Annotated in this window: 17 protein-coding genes; 11 read left to right on the plus strand and 6 right to left on the minus strand. The window is 61.2% G+C overall.

Translation table 11 applies throughout. The features are described 5' to 3' along the window. Position 1 precedes the first annotated feature (1 nt). The 4 genes from cyoB to hmpA form a co-directional block, all read right to left on the minus strand. Entirely contained in the window at positions 2 to 2,023 is a 2,022-nt protein-coding gene (cyoB, locus tag L9B60_RS06080) for a cytochrome o ubiquinol oxidase subunit I (protein WP_249677229.1), read from the minus strand. A 3-nt stretch (positions 2,024 to 2,026) separates the two neighbouring features. Continuing rightward, the gene (cyoA, locus tag L9B60_RS06085) at positions 2,027 to 2,965 is read right to left on the minus strand and encodes a ubiquinol oxidase subunit II (RefSeq protein ID WP_249677230.1); all 939 of its coding nucleotides are present in this window, start codon (positions 2,963 to 2,965) and stop codon (positions 2,027 to 2,029) included. 541 nt (positions 2,966 to 3,506) lie between these two features. Then, complete coding sequence (locus L9B60_RS06090) at positions 3,507 to 4,019, minus strand: disulfide bond formation protein B (RefSeq protein ID WP_249677232.1); 513 nt, start codon at positions 4,017 to 4,019, stop codon at positions 3,507 to 3,509. A gap of 217 nt (positions 4,020 to 4,236) precedes the next feature. Next, on the minus strand, positions 4,237 to 5,418 hold the full coding sequence (gene hmpA / locus L9B60_RS06095; protein WP_249677233.1) for an NO-inducible flavohemoprotein: 1,182 nt from the start codon (positions 5,416 to 5,418) through the stop codon (positions 4,237 to 4,239). 153 nt (positions 5,419 to 5,571) lie between these two features. On the opposite strand from hmpA, the gene norR reads away from it, so the two are divergent. From norR to L9B60_RS06115, 4 genes are all read left to right on the plus strand, one after another. Continuing rightward, positions 5,572 to 7,134 carry a nitric oxide reductase transcriptional regulator NorR gene (gene norR, locus L9B60_RS06100; protein WP_249677236.1) on the plus strand — a complete coding sequence of 521 codons (1,563 nt, stop codon included), beginning with the start codon at positions 5,572 to 5,574 and terminating at the stop codon, positions 7,132 to 7,134. 83 nt (positions 7,135 to 7,217) lie between these two features. Next, positions 7,218 to 8,111, plus strand: a complete 894-nt coding sequence (locus L9B60_RS06105; RefSeq protein WP_249677238.1) for a chemotaxis protein — start codon at positions 7,218 to 7,220, stop codon at positions 8,109 to 8,111. A 13-nt stretch (positions 8,112 to 8,124) separates the two neighbouring features. After that, positions 8,125 to 8,595 (plus strand): GNAT family N-acetyltransferase, encoded by a 471-nt coding sequence (locus L9B60_RS06110; protein ID WP_249677240.1) that lies wholly within the window; start codon positions 8,125 to 8,127, stop codon positions 8,593 to 8,595. A 66-nt stretch (positions 8,596 to 8,661) separates the two neighbouring features. Beyond that, positions 8,662 to 8,982, plus strand: coding sequence for a hypothetical protein (locus L9B60_RS06115; protein ID WP_249677241.1), 321 nt, complete (start codon positions 8,662 to 8,664; stop codon positions 8,980 to 8,982). Here L9B60_RS06115 and L9B60_RS06120 read toward each other — a convergent pair. After that, the gene (locus L9B60_RS06120) at positions 8,969 to 9,115 is read right to left on the minus strand and encodes a hypothetical protein (RefSeq protein WP_249677243.1); all 147 of its coding nucleotides are present in this window, start codon (positions 9,113 to 9,115) and stop codon (positions 8,969 to 8,971) included. The genes L9B60_RS06115 and L9B60_RS06120 overlap by 14 nt on opposite strands. Before the next feature lie 247 nt (positions 9,116 to 9,362). On the opposite strand from L9B60_RS06120, the gene L9B60_RS06125 reads away from it, so the two are divergent. From L9B60_RS06125 to L9B60_RS06155, 7 genes are all read left to right on the plus strand, one after another. Then, on the plus strand, positions 9,363 to 10,511 hold the full coding sequence (locus tag L9B60_RS06125) for an efflux RND transporter periplasmic adaptor subunit (protein ID WP_249677245.1): 1,149 nt from the start codon (positions 9,363 to 9,365) through the stop codon (positions 10,509 to 10,511). Further along, complete coding sequence (locus L9B60_RS06130) at positions 10,508 to 13,609, plus strand: multidrug efflux RND transporter permease subunit (protein ID WP_249677247.1); 3,102 nt, start codon at positions 10,508 to 10,510, stop codon at positions 13,607 to 13,609. Before L9B60_RS06125 ends, L9B60_RS06130 begins: the two co-directional genes overlap by 4 nt. Before the next feature lie 9 nt (positions 13,610 to 13,618). Further along, complete coding sequence (locus L9B60_RS06135; RefSeq protein ID WP_249677249.1) at positions 13,619 to 14,296, plus strand: heavy metal response regulator transcription factor; 678 nt, start codon at positions 13,619 to 13,621, stop codon at positions 14,294 to 14,296. Beyond that, on the plus strand, positions 14,286 to 15,650 hold the full coding sequence (locus tag L9B60_RS06140; protein ID WP_249679673.1) for a heavy metal sensor histidine kinase: 1,365 nt from the start codon (positions 14,286 to 14,288) through the stop codon (positions 15,648 to 15,650). The genes L9B60_RS06135 and L9B60_RS06140 overlap by 11 nt, the downstream gene beginning before the upstream one ends. A gap of 122 nt (positions 15,651 to 15,772) precedes the next feature. Beyond that, positions 15,773 to 15,997, plus strand: coding sequence for a hypothetical protein (locus L9B60_RS06145; RefSeq protein ID WP_249677250.1), 225 nt, complete (start codon positions 15,773 to 15,775; stop codon positions 15,995 to 15,997). 205 nt (positions 15,998 to 16,202) lie between these two features. Beyond that, positions 16,203 to 17,513, plus strand: a complete 1,311-nt coding sequence (locus L9B60_RS06150; RefSeq protein WP_249677251.1) for an OprD family porin — start codon at positions 16,203 to 16,205, stop codon at positions 17,511 to 17,513. 323 nt (positions 17,514 to 17,836) lie between these two features. Continuing rightward, a complete protein-coding gene (locus L9B60_RS06155) occupies positions 17,837 to 19,282 on the plus strand; it encodes a GGDEF domain-containing protein (RefSeq protein ID WP_249677253.1) in 1,446 nt (481 codons plus the stop codon). Between the two features lie 63 nt (positions 19,283 to 19,345). On the opposite strand, the gene L9B60_RS06160 is transcribed toward L9B60_RS06155, so the two are convergent. Continuing rightward, a complete protein-coding gene (locus L9B60_RS06160; protein WP_249677255.1) occupies positions 19,346 to 19,801 on the minus strand; it encodes a PA2169 family four-helix-bundle protein in 456 nt (151 codons plus the stop codon). Positions 19,802 to 19,828 lie beyond the last annotated feature (27 nt).

Genomic DNA, 19,828 nt, shown 5'->3' on the forward strand with positions numbered 1-19,828 from the left:
TTTAAGCCTGCTCTAGCGCGTTGACCGGAGTTGCACCAACACCTGGCACCTTGGCTTTCGCCAGGGCCTTCTGATTTTCGCCTTCGATGCGAGCCACTTCTTCAGCCGGGACCATGTAGCCCTGGTCGTCACGAGCAGCGTGAACGATGAAGTAGATCACCGCGCCCGCCAGACCGACTGCTGCCATCCACCAGATGTGCCAGATCATCGCGAAGCCAAACACAGTGAGGAAGCCGGCGATTGCCATGCCGCTCGCGGTGTTGTTCGGCATGTGGATCGCCGAGTACTTCTGCGGAGCCTTGTAGGCGGTGCCGTCACGCTTGGAAGCGGTGAAAGCATCGATGTCGTTCACTTCAGGCAGAGCCGCGAAGTTGTAAAACGGAGGTGGCGACGAAGTCGACCATTCCAGGGTGTGGCCATTCCATGGGTCGCCAGTGACGTCCAGGTTCTGCTCACGATCGCGGATCGACACGTAGATCTGGATCAGTTGCGAAGCGATACCGAACAGGATCAGCACCGCACCGAACATGGCCACGTACAGGTACGGGGTCCAGTCAGGGTTGTCGGTGTGGTTCAGACGACGGGTCATGCCCATGAAGCCCAGCGCGTACAGCGGCATGAAGGCGACGTAGAAGCCCGAGATCCAGAACCAGAACGCAGTCTTGCCCCACTTCTCGTTCAGCTTGAAGCCGAACGCTTTCGGGAACCAGAAGGCGAAACCTGCGATGTAACCGAATACCGCACCACCGATGATCACGTTGTGGAAGTGCGCGATCACAAACAGGCTGTTGTGCAGGATGAAGTCAGCACCCGGGATGGCCAGCAGTACGCCGGTCATGCCGCCGATCGAGAAGGTCACCATGAAGCCCAGGGTCCAAAGCACTGGCGCGGTGAAACGCAGGCGGCCTTGGTAGATGGTGAACAACCAGTTGAACAGCTTCACACCCGTGGGGATCGCAATAAGCATCGTTGCCAACCCGAAGAAGGAGTTGACGCTGGCGCCGGAGCCCATCGTGAAGAAGTGGTGCAGCCAAACCATGAAGCCCAGTACGGTAATGCAACCGGACGCCAGAATCATCGACACGTGGCCGAACAGACGCTTGCCGGAGAACGTGGAGATAACTTCCGAGAACACACCGAACGCTGGCAGGATGAGGATGTACACCTCGGGGTGACCCCACGCCCAGAACAGGTTCACGTACATCATCGGGTTACCACCCAATTCGTTCGTGAAGATGTGGAAGTCCAGGTAACGGTCAACGGTCAGCAGTGCCAGGGTGGCGGTCAGGATCGGGAACGAAGCCACGATCAGGACGTTTGCCCAGGTGCAGGTCCAGGTGAAGATCGGCATTTGCATCAGCTTCATGCCTGGGGTGCGCATTTTCAGCACGGTCACCAGGAAGTTCACGCCTGTCAGGGTCGTACCCAGACCGGATAGCTGCAGTGCCCAGATGTAGTAGTCCACACCCACGCCCGGGCTGTAGCCCAGTTCCGACAGCGGCGGATAAGCAACCCAACCGGTCTTGGCGAATTCGCCGACGCCCAGGGACAGGTTGATCAGCACCACGCCAGACACCAGGAGCCACAGGCTCAGGGAGTTCAGGAACGGGAACGCAACGTCACGCGCGCCGATCTGCAGCGGCAGGACGATGTTCATCAGGCCGGTGAAGAATGGCATCGCCATGAAGATGATCATGATCACACCGTGAGCGGTGAAGATCTGGTCATAGTGTTCAGGCGGCAAGTAGCCTTCGCCGCCGTTGGCAGCCAGTGCCAACTGGGAACGCATCATCAATGCGTCGGCAAAACCACGGATCAGCATGACCATGGCGACGATGATGTACATCACGCCGATTTTCTTGTGGTCGACCGAAGTCAGCCATTCGGTCCACAGGTAGGACCACTTCTTGAAGTAAGTGATCGCCCCGACCAACGCAAGCCCGCCCAGGATGATCGCACTGATGGTGATCATCACTATCGGGACATGGAAGGGGATCGCTTCCAAAGTTAATTTACCAAACATCTTTTACTCCTCTGCCCCAGCAGCTGAATGCGAACCCATGTCCATACCTTCCATGCCGGCGACTTCTTTCTCTTCGTGATGCATGACCTTGCCGCGCCCCATGCCCTCGTACTTGTCGAGGATGGTCTGGAACAGGTTCGGTGCGTACGTGGAGTAAAGCTCGACTGGATTTTTCTCGCTCGGTTTGGCCAGTGCAGCGTATTCAGCCGAATCAAGCTGTTTAGGTGCCTTCTTGACTTCACTTACCCAGGCGTCGAAATCCTCTTGGGAGGTGGCGACTGCCTTGAATTTCATGCCGGTAAAACCTTCGCCGCTGTAGTTGGCGGAGATACCGTCGAATTCGTGGTTCTGGTTGGCCATCAGATGCAGTTGAGTCTGCATGCCGGCCATTGCGTAGATCTGACCACCCAGGCCCGGAATGAAGAACGAGTTCATCACCGAATCAGAGGTAATGCGGAAATTCACCGGGGTGTTGGCCGGGAAGACGATCTTGTTGACCGTCGCGATGCCTTGGTCCGGGTAGATGAACAGCCATTTCCAGTCCAGCGAAACAACCTGGATGGTGATCGGCTTGACATCCGACTCCAGCGGTTTGTACGGATCCAGCGCGTGGGTGGACTTGTAGGTGATCACGCCCAGCACGATGAGCAGGAGCAGAGGAATACCCCATACCGCGGCTTCGATCTTGGTGGAGTGCGACCAATCCGGGGTGTAGGTGGCAGCCTTGTTCGACGCGCGATACTTCCACGCGAAGGCAAAGGTCATGACGATAACCGGCACCACCACCAGCAGCATCAGCCCGGTAGCGATGTAGATCAGGTTTCTCTCGTCAATGCCGACCTGCCCTTTTGGGTCCAGGAGGGTCCACTTGCAACCACCGAGAAAAAGCATGCCGAAAAAGGGCAATATGCCAAACAGTCTGGGGTAACGCTTTTTGCTCATCTCACGACCTCTAAAGCAGCTTGCATCAATGCAATTGTGTTTTGGTCGCCAACACTTCGTCCTGCCAAGCGTCAGCATTTATCGAAATTGGATACGGGCATGCCTTGAGATCAGCAGCTGCTGTATTGGCAGACCTGTGTGGAACGGTACTTTCTTATTCTGACTACGTAGGCTAAAAAGGCCTGGTTGCAGACCAATTCCATTTGGTGCGGGAGTCACGAAAGGCTCTCAAACCGGCGCCTGGCGTGCTCTCGAACATCAGTTGCAAGAGGCCGATAGCCCCTCAAAACCTGCCCCTGGGTACGCGCCGCCGGTATGAAATTGCGGCGATTGTAGATAGGTCAGGTTTCATTGACTATGGCTTATTTAGCAACAATACCTTTCCAATTATGCAACAATTCCGCCTGCATTCAAGGCCTTGCGACACGATGTCGCACCCCCTGACGCACCCCTAAAGGCCTATTTTTACTACGGATAAGTCCGCTTGAAATACCCTGTAGCAAACCACCGTGACACAGGGCATTCCCATTTCAGGCACGATTTATAATTCCGCCCGACGGCGGTTCCGGTAGATACCGACCGGCACCAGCAACGCCGTCAGCACAAAAGCGGCCAGTGCCCACTGCGCCAGCGACAGGCCCAGGATCGGCGGATAGGGAGTGGAGCAGAAGCCGCCCACCTGGAACACCAACGGCAGGGCGTTGGCCAAGGGCAGCCCATCGACAATGGGTTGCAGCACGTCGACGCCACAGCTGACATCGGGGTGCGCAAGGATATAGGCGTGGTTGCCAGCAGCCACGATACCGCCGATGGCGCTGAGCACCACCAGGCCTTCGAACAAGGTGAGGCTGCGCTTGCCCGGCATGGCGGCACCGATGAAGGCAAAGATGGCGATGAACAGCAATGCGTAACGTTGCAGGATGCACAACGGGCACGGCATTTCCTCGAGCACGATCTGCATGTACAGCGCGCCGCCGATCAGCGCCAGGCAGATGATGCCCAGCAAGACCAGGAAGCGCTTTTCGCGAGCCAGGTGCAGATTCACGTCACTCATTGCATGTCCTTCAAGGGTGTGTGGTTGGCCGGGCAACGTCGGCATCGGGGCCGCGCTGGAAATTCCGACGGCAAGTCTACACGCAGACCCAGACCCGATAGAACGAGAAAGGTTCCGAATGTATGTAGGATCTGTCCCCTTCGCCCAGGGAGTTTTCTGAGGGCGAAGGGGGAATCACAGTACAGGCCGGCGCGATTAAACCAACATTAAGCCTTTCTCATTCCAGCGCGGAAGCCGGGCCGAAGAACTCGTAATGGCTTTGCTGCTCTGGCACGCCCAGCGCCTTGAGGTGGCGCTTGACCGCCGCCATGAACCCCTTGGGGCCCAGGAAGTAGGCGTCCAGGTCGCGCTGGGCCGGCAGCCACTCACCCAGCAGCGCCTGGTCGAGCAGGCCAATGGCATCGGCCGCCGCGCTGGCGCCGTCATCCTCGCCGTAGCAATAAAAGCGCTTGAGTTGGGGATGGCGCGCGGCCAGGTGGTCAATGACCTCGCGAAAGGCGTGCACCGCGCCATTGCGTGCGCAGTGGATGAAGTGGATCGGCCGGTCGGTGCGCAGCGCCGCCTCAAGCATCGCCAGGGTCGGGGTAATGCCCACCCCGCCGCTGATCAGTACCAGCGGCTTGTCACTGTCGCGCAGGGTGAACTCGCCCGACGGCGTGAACACCTCCAGGGTATCGCCCACCTGGAAGCGGTCGTGCAGAAAGGTGGACGCCCTGCCACCGGCCTCGCGTTTGACGCTGATGCGGTATTGCCCGGCGGTGGCCAATGCCGACAGCGAATAGTTGCGCCGATGCTCCTCGCCGTCGATGTTCAGCTTCAGGCCCAGGTACTGGCCGGGCGCCGCCTCAAGAATCGCCTGGCCGTCGACCGGCTCCAGGTAAAACGACACCACTTCGCTGCTCTCCTGCACCCGCGCCGCCAGGCGGAACGCCCGGCCGCCGCGCCAGCCACCCGGGGCCTGGGCCTTCTGGTCGTATACCTGGGCTTCGGCGCCAATCAGGATATCGGCCAGTTGCTGGTAGGCATTGCCCCAGGCCAGCAGCACCTGCGCGGTGGCGATGTCCTTGCCCAGCACTTCTTCGATCGCCTTCAGCAGGCAGCGCCCCACGATGGGGTAGTGCTCGGGCAGGATCTGCAAGGCCACGTGTTTGTTGATGATCGTCGCCAACAGGCCGCCCAGTTGATCGAGCTGGTCGATGTGGCGGGCATACATCAAAACGCCGTTGGCCAGCGCGCGCGGCTGGTCTCCGTTGGCCTGGTTGGCCTGGTTGAACAGCGGGCGCACCTCTGGGTATTCGTTGAGCATCATCGAATAGAAATGCGTCATCAGCGCTTCGCCGCCGCTTTCCAGCAGCGGTACGGTGGACTTGACGATGGCACGATCGTGGGCACTCAGCATGATGAAATTCCTCGTTGGGCAGGGTTAAGCGTCTACCTGGGTGTAATCAGCTTTCATGCCAACAATAAAAGCCTTAAAAATCAGTGTCTTATAATTTATGCAGTCATAATGACGTCGGGTAATCTATAGTCATAAGGACTACAAGGAGTCTTTATGACTGCAAAACCGCTGCTCACCGCCTTGCTGCCCCTGGTGTCGGACCTGTCTCGCGAGCTGCCGGAGCCGGAGCGCTACCGCCGCCTGCTGGAAGCCATGCGCGCGCTGCTGCCCTGCGACGCCACCGCCTTGCTGCGCCTGGACGGCGAGTGGCTGGTACCGCTGGCCGTGGATGGCTTGAGCACCGACACCCTGGGCCGACGCTTCAAGGTCAGCGAACACCCACGCTTTGCCGCGCTGATGAGCAGCAGCGGCCCGACGCGCTTCGACAGCGACAGTGAGTTGCCCGACCCCTACGACGGCCTGGTCGAAGGCCTGCACGAACACCTGCAAGTGCACGACTGCCTGGGTTGCCCGTTGTTTATCGACCAGCAACCCTGGGGCCTGCTGACCCTGGACGCCTTGGACCCGTCGCGCTTCGACCGCATTGACCTGGACGCCCTGCAAGCCTTTGCCAGCCTTGCGGCAGCCACGGTAACCGTGGCCGAGCGCATCGAGCGCCTGGCCGTGCGGGCCGAGGACGAACACCAGCGCGCCGAAATCTACCGCCAGGCCAGCGGCCAGCAGGCCAAGGAAATGATCGGCCAGAGTGCAGCGCTCAAGCACCTGGTGGAGGAGATTGCCCTGGTGGGCGGCAGCGACCTGACCGTGTTGATCACCGGGGAGACCGGCGTGGGCAAGGAACTGGTGGCCCAGGCCATCCACCAGGCCTCGAGCCGGGCAAGCAAGCCGATGATCAGCTTGAACTGCGCCGCCCTGCCCGACACCCTGGTGGAAAGCGAACTGTTTGGCCACGTGCGCGGCGCGTTCACTGGCGCAACCCACGAGCGCCGCGGCAAATTCGAGCTGGCCAACGGCGGCACGCTGTTCCTCGACGAGGTGGGCGAACTGTCCCTGGCCGTGCAGGCCAAGCTGCTGCGGGTGTTGCAAAGCGGCCAGTTGCAGCGCTTGGGCTCAGACCAGGAGCACCGCGTGGACGTGCGCCTGATCGCCGCGACCAACCGCGACCTGGCCGAGGAAGTGCGCGCCGGCCGCTACCGCGCCGACTTCTACCACCGCCTGAGCGTGTACCCATTGCCGGTGCCGCCGCTGCGCGATCGCGGCCGCGACGTCTTGCTGCTCAGCGGTTACTTCCTGGAGCAAAACCGCTCGCGCATGGGCTTGCACAGCTTGCGCCTGACTGACGACGCCCAGGCCGCCCTGCTCGCCTACACGTGGCCGGGCAACGTGCGCGAGCTTGAGCACCTGATCGGCCGCTCGGCACTCAAGGCCCAAGGCCTGCACCCGGAGCGCCCACGCATCCTCAGTTTGAGCGCCAGGGACCTGGACCTGCCAGCACCGGGCAGCCTGGCGCAGGCAACGCCTGAAAGCCGCGAGCCGGATGTGGCCGAGCCGGTGCTGGCCAGCGGCGACCTGCGCCAGGCGCTGGACGCCTACCAGCGGCAGTTGATCCAGGCCTGCCTGGCACGGCACAGTGACAACTGGGCTAGCGCCGCCCGCGAGCTGGGCCTGGACCGTGCCAACCTGAACCGCATGGCCCGGCGCCTGGGCCTGAAGTAAAAGCGCCGTGGCACTCAAGACTGGGTGCCACGGGTCGATAACCCAGCATCGAACTCGTTTTTCGCCTGACCCGGAAGGTTTATATGTCATCCAAGAATGCCCGCGCGGATTCACTCTCGCTGCTGCTGTTTACCCTGCGCAGCGGCAAGCTGATGGCGATCAACCTGCTGAAGGTCAGCGAAATCATCCCCTGCCCGGCGCTAACCCGCCTGCCCGAGTCGCACCCCCACGTCAAGGGCGTGGCCACACTGCGCGGGGCCACGCTGTCGGTCATCGACTTGAGCCGGGCCATCGGCGAAATGCCGCTGAACGACCCCAACGGCGGCTGCCTGATCGTGACCGACGTAAGCCGCTCCAAACAGGGCCTGCACGTGCAGGCGGTGAGCAAGATCGTGCACTGCCTGACCACCGACATCCGCCCGCCACCCTACGGCGCCGGGGTCAAATCGTTCATCACCGGCGTCACCCAGGTGGACGGCGCGCTGGTGCAGGTGCTGGACATCGAAAAGGTCATCCACGGCATTGCCCCGGCGCAGATCGAAGCGGCCCCGGCGCAACTGAGCGACGCCGATGCCCAACTGCTGGCCAAGGCCAATATCCTGGTGGTGGACGACAGCCAGGTGGCGCTACAGCAATCGTTGATTACCCTGCGCAACCTGGGCATCGACTGCCACACCGCGCGCAGCGCCAAGGAGGCCATCGACGTATTGCTGGAACTGCAGGGCACGCCCGAGCAGATCAACGTATTGGTGTCGGACATCGAAATGTCGGAAATGGACGGCTACGCGCTGACCCGCACCCTGCGCGAAACCCCGGACTTCAAGGACCTGTACGTGTTGCTGCACACCTCGCTGGACAGCGCCATGAACAGCGAGAAAGCCAAGGCTGCCGGGGCCAACGCGGTACTGACCAAGTTTTCTTCACCCGACCTTACCGAATGCCTGATCCGCGCGGCCCAGGCCGTGGCCGGTCACTGAGCCCGGGCCCGCCATGGCAACCTGTCACCTGCTGCGCAAAGACCTGACCCAAGGGCTGGCACCGGTGGCCCTGCCGACCGGCGTGCACCCGGTGGCCTTTGAACACGGCCTGCTTGAACCGATCCACGGCTTGCTGGAACTGGGTTACCAGCAAGGGGGCGGCGAGGTGCCGGCGCTGCAGGACTGGCTGACCCTGACCACCCGCGATGCCGAGTTCGACCCCGCCTTGTGCCTGTTGCTGGCCGACGAGCACGGGTTGGTGGCCGTGGCCCAGGGTTGGCGCAGCGCGTTTATCAAGGACTTGGTGGTGCACCCGCGCGCACGTAACCGGGGCATCGGCCTGGCCTTGCTGCAGCATTGCTTCGAGGTGTACCGCCAGCGCGGCGAGCCCAGCGTCGACCTCAAGGTACTGGACAGCAACCTGAATGCCCGCCGCCTGTACGAACGCGCCGGCATGCTCTGGATAGCTCGATACACACTGTAACAACGCCGCGAACAGCCCCTGGCTATGCTTGGGCATAATTAACGATCAGTTCTCGCGGATACCTTGATGAAAACCATTCTCCTGTTGCTGGGCCTGACCGCCCTGAGCGCCAACGCACTGGCTTCGAGCGAAGCCGCGTGGGCCGCCTACGACAAAAGCGTACTCGCCAGTTGCCTCAAGGCCAGCCAACTGAAAGGCACCCAGGCCATTGGCAGCCCTGCCCAATTCGATGACCAGGTCGGCTACACCGCCCTGCTGTTGCAAGGTCGCTACCCGCAACCGCACATGAAGAACCAGAGCGGCTTGGAATTGTGCCTGTACAACAAACAAACCAAGCGCGCCGCCGTCACCGAGTGGGACTCGGTGAAATCGCTCAAAGCCAGATAAAAACGTACAGCAAGCTTAACAAGGGCAGGAACACATCGGTGCTGGCGGCGAGCGCTACGCTGCTCAGCAGCAGGGTCACGGGCATCGAAAACACAAGCGCCTCGAGCCATTTATTTTTGTTGAGCCTGAACACAGGGGCCACCTTGGTTGATCGCCGATTCGCAGGCCGCCCAGTGTCGCGAGAACAAAAGGCCTCTACTATTGGCAAATTCTGTAGAACCTGTAGGAAATGCCCTCTCTGCACAGCACGGTGCGACCGCTGCCCTGGTGACCTTCAGGCTTTTCTGTCAAGGCTGACAGCTAGCGGTCATGCTCTTGACCCGATCGCCGCTATATAAGAACAACACACTGCCGTCCCTCCAGCCCTGGCGTCTCACCGCATGCGCAACCCGACAAAAAAAATCCTGGTTCTGATCATCATCGTGCTGTTAGCCGTAGGCATCTGGCTGTGGAAATTCCCGGCCGCGAAAAAAATCGCCGCGCCCCTCGCCGTCCCCGTGAAAGTGGCGACCGTGGTCCGTCAGGATGTGCCCCGCACGCTGACCGGGATCGGCTCGGTGCTGTCGCTGCACAGTGTTGCGGTGCGCCCGCAGGTGGACGGCGTGCTCACCAAGCTGTGGGTCAAGGAGGGCCAGCAGGTGAAGGAAGGTGACCTGCTGGCCAGCATCGACGACCGCTCCATCCGCGCCAGCCTCGACCAGGCGCGCGCAACACTGAGCCAGAGCCAGGCGCAATTACAGGTGGCCGCCGTCAACCTCAAGCGCTACAAGGACTTGAGTGTCGATAACGGTATCTCGCGGCAAACCCTGGACCAGCAACAGGCGCTGGTCGACCAACTCAAAGCAACCGTTCAAGGCAACCAGGCTTCGATCGCCTCGGCCCAGGTGCAATTGTCGTACACCCAGATCCGCTCACCGGTGACCGGGCGCGTGGGCATCCGCAACGTCGACGAAGGCAACTTTTTGCGCGTGACCGACACCCAGGGCCTGTTCAGCGTGACGCAGATCGACCCGATTTCCATCGAATTCTCACTGCCACAACAAGCATTGCCAACCTTGCAAGCGCTGGTGCACGGCAACCAGGCGGCCCCGGTGTTCGCCTATGTCGATGGCAATGCCGAAGACGGCACCCTGCTCGGCCAGGGCCAATTGAGCCTGATCGACAATCAGATCTCCGCGACCACCGGCACCCTGCGCGTCAAGGCCGTGTTCGACAACGGCGGGCAAAAGCTCTGGCCGGGGCAACTGGTCAACATCAAGGTGCAGACCGCGTTGCAGCACGACGCGCTGGTGGTGCCGCCGACCGTGGTGCAACGCGGGCTGGACGGCTATTACCTGTACCGCCTGAAGGGTGACAAGGTCGAATCGGTACCGGTCAAGATGCTGTTCCAGAACAGCGACCTGAACGTGATCGAAGGCGTCAGTGATGGCGACGTGGTGATCCGCGATGGGCAGTCGCGGCTCAAGCCTGGCAGCCAAGTCGAGATCCTCAAGGACACCCCGGCCGAGCCACTCGAGGTGGCCCAATGACCGGCCGCGGATCAGTATCGGCCTGGTGCATCGACCATCCGGTCGCCACCCTGCTGCTGACCTTCGCCCTGGTGCTGCTCGGCGGCATTGCCTTCCCACGGCTGCCCGTGGCGCCGTTGCCGGAGGCCGAGTTCCCGACCATCCAGGTGACCACCAACCTGCCCGGTGCCAGCCCCGAAACCATGGCTTCCTCGGTGGCCACGCCCCTGGAAGTGCAGTTCAGCGCCATCCCCGGCATGACCCAGATGACCTCGACCAGCGCGCTGGGCTCGACCATCCTGACCTTGCAGTTCACCCTGAACAAAAGCATCGACACCGCCGCCCAGGAAGTCCAGGCGGCGATCAATACCGCCGCCGGCAGCCTGCCCAAGGACCTGCCCACCCTGCCCACCTGGAAAAAGGTCAACCCTGCCGACAGCCCCGTGCTGATCCTCAGCGTCAGCTCGCAACTGATGCCGGGCACCGAACTGAGCGACTACACCGAAACCCTGCTGGCGCGGCAGATCAGCCAGATCGACGGCGTTGGCCAGGTGAACATCACCGGTCAACAACGCCCGGCCATCCGCGTGCAGGCCTCGGCCGATCGCCTGGCCGCCATCGGCCTGACCCTGGCCGACGTGCGCGTGGCCTTGCAGAACACCAGCCTGAACCTGGCCAAGGGCGCGCTGTACGGTGCCTCCAGCATTTCCACGCTGTCCTCCAACGACCAACTGTTCAAGGCTGCCGACTACTCGCAGTTGATCGTGTCATACAAGGACGGCGCGCCGGTACACCTGACCGACGTCGCACGGATCATCAACGGTTCGGAGAACGCCTACGTGCAGGCCTGGTCCGGCGAAAATCCTGGCCTGAACCTGGCCATCTCGCGCCAGCCGGGGGCCAACATCGTCGAGACCGTGGACCGCATCAAGGCCGCCCTGCCCGGGCTGCAAGCCTTGCTGCCGGCCTCGGTGCAGGTCACGGTACTCAACGACCGCACCCGCACCATCCGCGCCTCGCTGCATGAAGTGGAAATGACCCTGATGATCGCCGTGCTGCTGGTAATCGCGGTGATGGCGTTGTTCCTGCGCCAATGGTCGGCCACGCTGATCGTGTCGGCCGTGCTGGGGGTGTCGCTGATCGCCAGCTTCGCGCTGATGTACGCGCTGGGCTTCAGCCTGAACAACCTGACACTGGTGGCCATCGTGGTGGCCGTAGGCTTCGTGGTAGACGACGCCATCGTGGTGGTGGAAAACATCCACCGCCACCTGGAGGCCGGCGACGGCATGCGCGAAGCGGCGATCAAGGGCGCCGGCGAGATCGGCTTTACCGTGGTGTCGATCAGCTTCTCGCTGGTGGCCGCATTCATTCCGCTGCTGTTCATGGGCGGCGTGGTGGGCCGGCTGTTCAAGGAATTTGCCCTGACCGCCACCTCCACCATCCTGATTTCGGTGGTGGTGTCACTCACCCTGGCGCCCACCCTGGCGGCCAAGTTCATGCGCGCGCCCGTGCATAAACCCAACGCCAAGCCCGGTTTCAGCGAGCGTCTGCTGGCCGGTTACGATCACTACCTGCAAAAAGCCCTGAACCATCAGCGGCTGATGCTGGGCATATTCCTGACCTCGGTGGCCCTGGCCGTCGCGGGCTACGTGTTTATCCCCAAGGGCTTCTTCCCCATCCAGGACACCGGGTTCGTGCTCGGCACCACCGAAGCCGCTGCCGACATTTCCTACCCCGACATGGTCGCCAAGCATGAGGCATTGGCCAAGATCGTCGGTGAAGACCCGGCCGTGATGGCCTACTCCCATTCGGTCGGCGTCACCGGCAGCAACCAGACCATCGCCAACGGGCGTTTCTGGATCACGCTCAAAGACCGCGGCGACCGTGACGTTTCGGCCAGCCAGTTCATCGATCGCCTACGCCAGAAACTGGTCAAGGTGCCAGGCATCGTGCTGTACCTGCGTGCCGGCCAAGACATCAACCTGAGCTCCGGCCCCAGCCGCGCGCAGTACCAGTACGTGCTCAAAAGCAATGACGCACCCACCTTGAACCTCTGGACCCAGCGCTTGACCGAAAAGCTGCGCACCCTCCCGGCGTTTCGCGACCTGTCCAACGACCTGCAACTGGGCGGCAGCATTACCCACATCACCATCGACCGCACTGCCGCAGCGCGCTTCGGCCTGAGCGCGGCCGACGTCGACCAGGCGCTGTACGATGCCTTTGGCCAACGGCAGATCAATGAATTCCAGACCGACACCAACCAATACAAGGTGATTCTGGAGCTGGATCAGGCCCAGCGCGGCAAGGCCGAAAGCCTCAACTACTTCTACCTGCGCTCGCCCTTGAGCGGGGAAATGGTGCCACTCTCGGCCTTGGCCCGGGTAGACGCACCCACTATCGGCCCGCAGTCCATCGCCCACGACGGCATGTTCCCGGCGGCCAACCTGTCCTTCAACCTGGCACCCGGCGTGGCCCTGGGCGATGCGGTCAACCTGCTCAACCAGGCGAAAAACGAAATCGGCATGCCAGCCACCCTCACCGGCAATTTCCAAGGCGCGGCCCAGGCCTTCCAGAGCTCGCTGGCCAGCCAGCCGTGGTTGATCCTGGCCGCGCTGGTGGCGGTGTACATCATCCTGGGGGTGCTGTACGAGAGCTTCGTGCACCCGCTGACCATCATTTCCACCCTGCCCTCGGCCGGCCTGGGCGCGCTGATCATGCTGTGGCTGTGCGGCCAGGACTTCTCGATCATGGCGCTGATCGGCCTGGTGTTGCTGATCGGCATCGTCAAGAAAAACGGCATCCTGATGGTCGACTTCGCCCTGGAAGCCCAGCGCCACCACGGGATGTCGCCGCGCGACGCGATCTACCAAGCCTGCCTGACGCGCTTTCGGCCCATCATCATGACCACCCTGGCCGCGCTGCTGGGCGCCCTGCCACTGATGCTCGGCTACGGCACCGGCGCCGAACTGCGCCAGCCGCTGGGCATGGCGGTGGTCGGCGGGCTGCTGGTGAGCCAGGCCCTGACACTGTTCACCACCCCGGTCATATACTTGCAACTGGAGCGGCTGTTCCATCGGCCACCGGCACAGGCCAACCAGGCCCTGCCGGCCGAACATTGAGAGCGGATCATGCGCGTCCTGATTATCGAAGACGAAGAAAAAACCGCTGACTACCTGCACCGCGGCCTGACCGAACAGGGCTATACGGTGGATGTGGCGGTCGAAGGCATCCAGGGCCTGCACCTGGCGCTGGAGGGCGACTACGACGTGATCGTGCTCGACGTCATGCTGCCAGGCCTGGATGGCTTCGGCGTGCTGCGGGCCCTGCGCGCGCGCAAGCAGACGCCGGTGATCATGCTGACCGCCCGCGAACGGGTCGAAGACCGTATCCATGGCCTGCGCGAAGGCGCCGACGACTACCTGGGCAAACCTTTCTCCTTCCTCGAACTGGTGGCCCGGCTGCAAGCCTTGACCCGCCGCAGTGGCGGCCACGAGCCGGTGCAGATCAGCGTGGCGGACCTGTGGATCGACCTGATCAGCCGCAAGGCCAGCCGCAACGGGCAACGCCTGGACCTGACCGCCAAGGAGTTCTCGCTGCTCAGCGTACTGGCCCGCCGCCAAGGTGAAATCCTGTCCAAGACGGCCATTGCCGAAATGGTCTGGGACATCAATTTCGACAGCGACGCCAATGTGGTCGAGGTCGCCATCAAGCGTTTGCGGGCCAAGCTGGACGGGCCGTTCGACGCCAAACTGCTGCACACCATCCGAGGCATGGGCTATGTCCTGGAAAGCCGCACTGTCGACTGATTCGATCGCCGTACGCCTGAGCGCCTTGTTCACCGTCGTCGCGTTGCTGATCTTCTTGCTCAGCGGCTGGGCACTGTACCGCCAGGTCGACGAGAGCCTGAACCTGTTGCCGGAAGCCGAACTGGAAGCCCGCTATAGCGTGCTCGAATCGGCCTTGAACCGCTACGGCACCCCCGAGCACTGGGCCAAGATCACCGCCAAGCTCAACCTGTTGGGCGAAGAAGACAAGCGCATCCGCTTCTGGGTGGTGAGCACCGACCCCAGTTACGAATTTGGCCAACCGGATGCGGCCATCCGCGCCTTCACCGCGGGCCCTACCGGCATGCGCGACTTGCCCCTGAACGGCTCGACTGCCCCCTTCAAGGCCCTGCTCACGCAATTACCGGCCAAGGAACAACGCCCGCCGCTGCGCTTTCTGATCGCCATCGACACCGAGCCGTTTTCCGAAACCCAGCACACCCTGCTGCTGGCGCTGATCAGCTTCGGCCTGATTGGCGTGTTGCTGGCCTGCGCGCTGGGTTATTGGGTGGCGCGCATCGGCTTGCGCCCACTGGTCACACTGTCGGCGGAGGCGCAAAAACTCGCGCCGCCCAGGTTGTCAGGCCGCCTGCAATTGTCGCCATTGCCGCCGGAGTTACGGCAATTCGTGCATGCTTTCAACTCAAGCCTTGCACGGGTTGACCAAGCGTACTCACAGTTGGAAGCGTTTAACGCTGACGTGGCCCACGAACTGCGCTCACCGCTCACCAACCTGATTGGCCAGACCCAGGTCGCACTGACCCGCGGGCGCTCGGCCGAACACTACTTCGAGGTACTGCAATCAAACCTCGAAGAGTTGGAACGCCTGCGCAGCATCATCAATGACATGCTGTTCCTGGCCAGCGCCGACCAGGGCAGCAAGGCCACGCAACTGACCGCCAGCTCCCTGGCCGAGGAAGTGGCCACCACCCTTGAATACCTGGACTTCATCCTGGAAGACGCGCAAATCCGCGTCCAGGTCAGTGGCGACGCCTTGGTGCATATCGAACGCGCCCACCTGCGCCGCGCGTTGATCAACCTGATCAACAATGCCGTGCAGCACACGGCGGCCGGCGAAGTGATCGTCGTGCAGATCCATAGCCAGGCGCACCAGGTAGACATCGCCGTGAGCAACCCCGGCCCGCAAATCGCCGCCGAACACCTGCCCCGGCTGTTCGAGCGTTTCTACCGGGTGGACGCCTCGCGCAGCAACAGTGGCGCCAACCACGGCCTGGGCCTGGCTATCGTCAAGGCCATCGCGCTGATGCATGGCGGCACGGTATTCGTGCGCAGCCAGGCGGGCGCCAACACCTTTGGCATCAGCCTGCCAGCCTGACCTCTCAATATTATTACAAAATCAGCAACAACCCTTTTCGTTATTGGCTCTTTTAAAAAGAGCCATTACGCATTAACTTTGCCTCACCTAATCGAACTTGCACCGCAAGAAGGCTGTTTTAGATGTCTAACTCCATGGGTATTGCTAGCGCTTTTATCCTGTCTTCCTTATTCCTTTCCCCGCTTGCCATGGCTGAAGAATCGCCGGCATTCGTGGCGCAAAACGAAGCCCGCCACGCGGCCTTTGAACAGCACCAGGTGGAACTGGCAAACAAGGCTCAGGAAAGCGAAAAGACCCAGCAAACATCGGCCGTTCAAGACCAAAACGCTTCCGCGAAGGACAGCTGATCTTGGGCCACCGTGCATTTCCCTCGACGTCGTCTAGATGCTAGCCATCAGACTGAACGTTTTTGAAGCCGCTGAGTTCAGCGGCTTTTTTTTGCCTGTAAAAAAGTCGCAACACCGCAACACACTATCAAATAAAAAACAAAAGCCGCATGAAAATAATAACTGCCAAAACTTAAAGATTATTTACCAAGGAGTTAACTAAAATATGAAAAAAACATTAAGATTGAGCCCCCTCTTCATTGCACTGGCTGCAACGATGGCTACCGGCGCACGCGCTGATGACAGCAGCGACAGCGGATTTATCGGGGGTTCCAGCCTTAAGCTCGACCTGAAGAACTACTACTTCAACCACGACCGCCATGATGAAAAAAACGATAGCAAGGAGTGGGGTCAAGGCTTCATTGGCGTGTTCGAGTCGGGGTTCACCGAAGGCACCGTCGGTTTCGGCATCGACGCCAACGCCATGCTCGGGCTCAAGCTCGATGGCGGCGACGGCACTGGCGGCACCAGTATCTTCCCGCAGAATGCGGACGGCGGCGCGCCTCGCGACTTCTCCAGTGCCGGCGGCGCCATCAAGATGCGCGCGTTCGACACCGTGCTGAAGGCCGGTGACATGTTCCTCAACAACCCAGTGATCGCCGGCGGCCAGACTCGTATGCTGGCGCAGACCTACCGCGGTGTGAGCCTGACCAACACCAGCTTCAAGGACCTCACCCTGGAGGCCGGCCAGGTCAGCTTCAACAAGACCTTCGACTCCAGCAACAACGACCGCATCAGCACTTACTACGGCAAGCTGCCTGCCGGCGAGGACAGCCAGCACATGACTTGGGCGGGCGCCAGCTACAAGGGCATCCCGGGGGTTACAAGCAACCTGTACTACGGCCAGCTCAAGGACGTGTGGGACCAGTACTACTACGACCTGGACTACACCTGGGCGCTCAACGATGCGATCAGCTTCAACCCGGGCCTGCACTACTACCACACCGAAGACTCGGGCCAGGCACTGCTGGGCAAGATCGACACCAACACCTACAGCCTGCACCTGGGCGTGACCATGGGCCACCACACGGTCACCGGCTCCTTCCAGAAGGTCAACGGCAACACGCCCTTCGACTACGTGCTCGATGGCGACAGCATCTACCTGGACAACTCCCAGCAGTACTCGGACTTCAACGGCCCGGGCGAAAAGTCCTGGAAGCTGCAATACGCCTATGACTTCATTGGCTGGGGCCTGCCCGGCCTGACCTCTACCGTGTCCTACACCAAAGGCACGCTGGACCTGACCAAGGCCGCCACTACCCAAGGCTATACCGGCTACTACAACGCCGATGGCAAGGATGCCCAGCATTGGGAACGCGACCTGGACCTTAAGTACGTGGTGCAGGGCGGGCCGGCCAAGGATCTGTCGGTACGCTTGCGCTGGGCAAGTAACCGCGGCGGTGAGGGCTACCAGGCAGTGGACGACAACATGGATGAATACCGTGTGATCGTTGATTACCCGATCAACATTTTCTAACAATCGTTTCATTCAATCGTTTGATCCGCCGGCTATAAACGCCGGCGGGTTTTGATGATTTAACCTAAGCCTCGGAAATATCAGTGTATTTAATTAACCGCTGGCGTTATTTACTTGACGCTTGATCAGTTTGTATCGTGTTTACTGCATTAAGCGCTTGTCCTCGATTGCCCTCACCCCTAGAATACCGCCGCCTCGCGCCTGCCCCCGGCGTTAATCGAGCGCTCGCCGCGCGCTTGAAAACTCTACCGTTCAACACCCGAGCCACGACATTGCTGACTTCTTCTCGAGGCGCAACCCGCCTGAGTTCCAGACCTGAACACGTGCTTTATATAGGCAGTGGGCTGGCGGTATTGGCGATCGTCACCATTGTCAGTTTCCTGTTGATACGCGAACGGGCCAATGTCGCGCAATCGGCTTCACGCTCGGCCGATAACATCCTGCAATTGATAGACACCGATGTTCAGCGCAATGCCGACTTGTACGACTTGTCACTCAAAGGCTTGATCGAGGCATCGCAACACCCCGACTTCGTGCAAATTCCGCAAAGCTTGCGCCGCCGGGTATTGTTTGACCGTGCCATCACCGGGCCTTTTCGCGGCGATATTCTATGGGTAGACCGCCAGGGCAATATTGTCGGCGACTCCTTGGCATCGCCGCCGCGCCAGGCCAACTTCGCCGATGATCATGACTTTCAAAAACACCGCGACGACCCCTCCAGCGCGTTGTTGATCAGCCAGCCGTTCAAGGACCGCATTGGCAGCCTAGGCTGGTGCATCGCCTTTAGCCGACGCATCAGTTCGCCCGACGGCAAGTTCCTTGGCGTGGCCTCCGGTGCACTGCGCCTGGCGTACTTCGAAGACCTGTTCAAGGGGCTGAACATCGGCCGCGACAGCACGCTGAACCTGTTGAATACCGCAGGCATCGTGCTTGCCCGCCAGCCCATGCTGGGCAACGTAGACCTGATTGGTCAGGACTTCAGCCAAAAAGCCAACTTCATTCGGATCCTCAAGCAAGGCAGCGGCAGCTTCACCAGTGTCTCCAGCATGGACCACAAGGAGCGCCTGTACACGTTCTCCAGGGTGGGCGAGTTGCCGCTGATCGTGATCATCGCCATGTCCACCGACGTGGTGTACGCCTCATGGCAGCGCACCGCGATGATCGTCAGTATTGCCACTGGGCTGTTGTGCATCGGCATCCTGTGGCTGTCATTGATGCTGGGGCGCGAGTTGCGTTTGCGCCAGAGTGCCGAACGCAACCTGGCTGCGCTGGCCGCCACCGATAGCCTGACGGGCCTGGCCAACCGCCGCTCGCTGGACCTGACCTTGCGTCGCGAATGGTCGCGTGCCCTGCGCGGCGGCAAGGTGCTGTCGGTGTTGATGATCGATGTCGACCACTTCAAGGCTTTCAACGAACGCCACGGCCACCAAGGCGGCGACGAGGCATTGCGCGAGGTGGCCAAGGCCATCCGCCAGAGCATCCACCGCCCAGCCGACCTGGCCGCGCGCTATGGCGGCGAAGAGTTTTTGGTGATGCTGGCAGAGACCGACCTCAATGGTGCGCTGATCATCGCCGAAAGCATCCGCCACGCCGTGCAGATGCAACCGCCGTATGCGGGCGACGAGCAACCGGTCACGGTGAGCATCGGCGTTGCCAGCCAAACACCTGGCGCAGGCGCGGTGCTGGGGGATTTGCTGGGGGCGGCCGACACTGCGCTTTACCAGGCCAAGGCCGGCGGGCGCAACCAGGTGGGTTTCAACGAAAGCTGACAGGCAGGCACAAAAAAACGCCGCAACCTTTGGGGCTGCGGCGCCTTTGATCACTCGCTCGGCTTAACTGGCACGCGCGATGTTACGCAGCGCCTTGACTTGGTCATGGTTGCGTTGAACGCCGTGGTACTGGCGTTCGATAATGGCGTGCACGTTGGCCGGCAGTGGCTTGGCCAGTGCTTCCTTATAGGCTTTCAGCGCATGGTCTTCACCACGCTCGGCCTCGTTGAGGACCGCTTCTTCATCTTTGCCGGTAAATACCGACTTCACGTCGACCCAGCGGCGGTGCAGGTCACCGGCAACACTGGTGGAGTCTTCCGGATCGCCGCCCAGGGCGCGCACTTCCTGCTGCAGCTCACCTGCGGCTTGAGCACACTCTTGCGAGCGTTTGACGAACAGGGCTTTGAGTTCAGGATTCTTGATGTCTTCGGCACACGTCTTGAAGCCTTCCTGACCGTCCTTGGTAGTTTCGATCAGATCGTTCAGAACCTTGATGACATCTTTGGTTGGATTAGACATTTTTCGATTCCTTCTGGTTTAAGAGGC

Origin of the sequence: Pseudomonas abieticivorans (genome assembly GCF_023509015.1) — a bacterium.
GTDB classification, from domain to species: domain Bacteria; phylum Pseudomonadota; class Gammaproteobacteria; order Pseudomonadales; family Pseudomonadaceae; genus Aquipseudomonas; species Aquipseudomonas abieticivorans.

What these genes read in the sequence shown, in the direction of transcription:
- cyoB (WP_249677229.1), bottom strand. Translation starts at nt 2,023, where the DNA reads ATGTTTGGTAAATTAACTTTGGAAGCGATCCCCTTCCATGTCCCGATA.
- cyoA (WP_249677230.1), bottom strand. Translation starts at nt 2,965, where the DNA reads ATGAGCAAAAAGCGTTACCCCAGACTGTTTGGCATATTGCCCTTTTTC.
- L9B60_RS06090 (WP_249677232.1), bottom strand. Translation starts at nt 4,019, where the DNA reads ATGAGTGACGTGAATCTGCACCTGGCTCGCGAAAAGCGCTTCCTGGTC.
- hmpA (WP_249677233.1), bottom strand. Translation starts at nt 5,418, where the DNA reads ATGCTGAGTGCCCACGATCGTGCCATCGTCAAGTCCACCGTACCGCTG.
- norR (WP_249677236.1), top strand. Translation starts at nt 5,572, where the DNA reads ATGACTGCAAAACCGCTGCTCACCGCCTTGCTGCCCCTGGTGTCGGAC.
- L9B60_RS06105 (WP_249677238.1), top strand. Translation starts at nt 7,218, where the DNA reads ATGTCATCCAAGAATGCCCGCGCGGATTCACTCTCGCTGCTGCTGTTT.
- L9B60_RS06110 (WP_249677240.1), top strand. Translation starts at nt 8,125, where the DNA reads ATGGCAACCTGTCACCTGCTGCGCAAAGACCTGACCCAAGGGCTGGCA.
- L9B60_RS06115 (WP_249677241.1), top strand. Translation starts at nt 8,662, where the DNA reads ATGAAAACCATTCTCCTGTTGCTGGGCCTGACCGCCCTGAGCGCCAAC.
- L9B60_RS06125 (WP_249677245.1), top strand. Translation starts at nt 9,363, where the DNA reads ATGCGCAACCCGACAAAAAAAATCCTGGTTCTGATCATCATCGTGCTG.
- L9B60_RS06130 (WP_249677247.1), top strand. Translation starts at nt 10,508, where the DNA reads ATGACCGGCCGCGGATCAGTATCGGCCTGGTGCATCGACCATCCGGTC.
- L9B60_RS06135 (WP_249677249.1), top strand. Translation starts at nt 13,619, where the DNA reads ATGCGCGTCCTGATTATCGAAGACGAAGAAAAAACCGCTGACTACCTG.
- L9B60_RS06145 (WP_249677250.1), top strand. Translation starts at nt 15,773, where the DNA reads ATGTCTAACTCCATGGGTATTGCTAGCGCTTTTATCCTGTCTTCCTTA.
- L9B60_RS06150 (WP_249677251.1), top strand. Translation starts at nt 16,203, where the DNA reads ATGAAAAAAACATTAAGATTGAGCCCCCTCTTCATTGCACTGGCTGCA.
- L9B60_RS06160 (WP_249677255.1), bottom strand. Translation starts at nt 19,801, where the DNA reads ATGTCTAATCCAACCAAAGATGTCATCAAGGTTCTGAACGATCTGATC.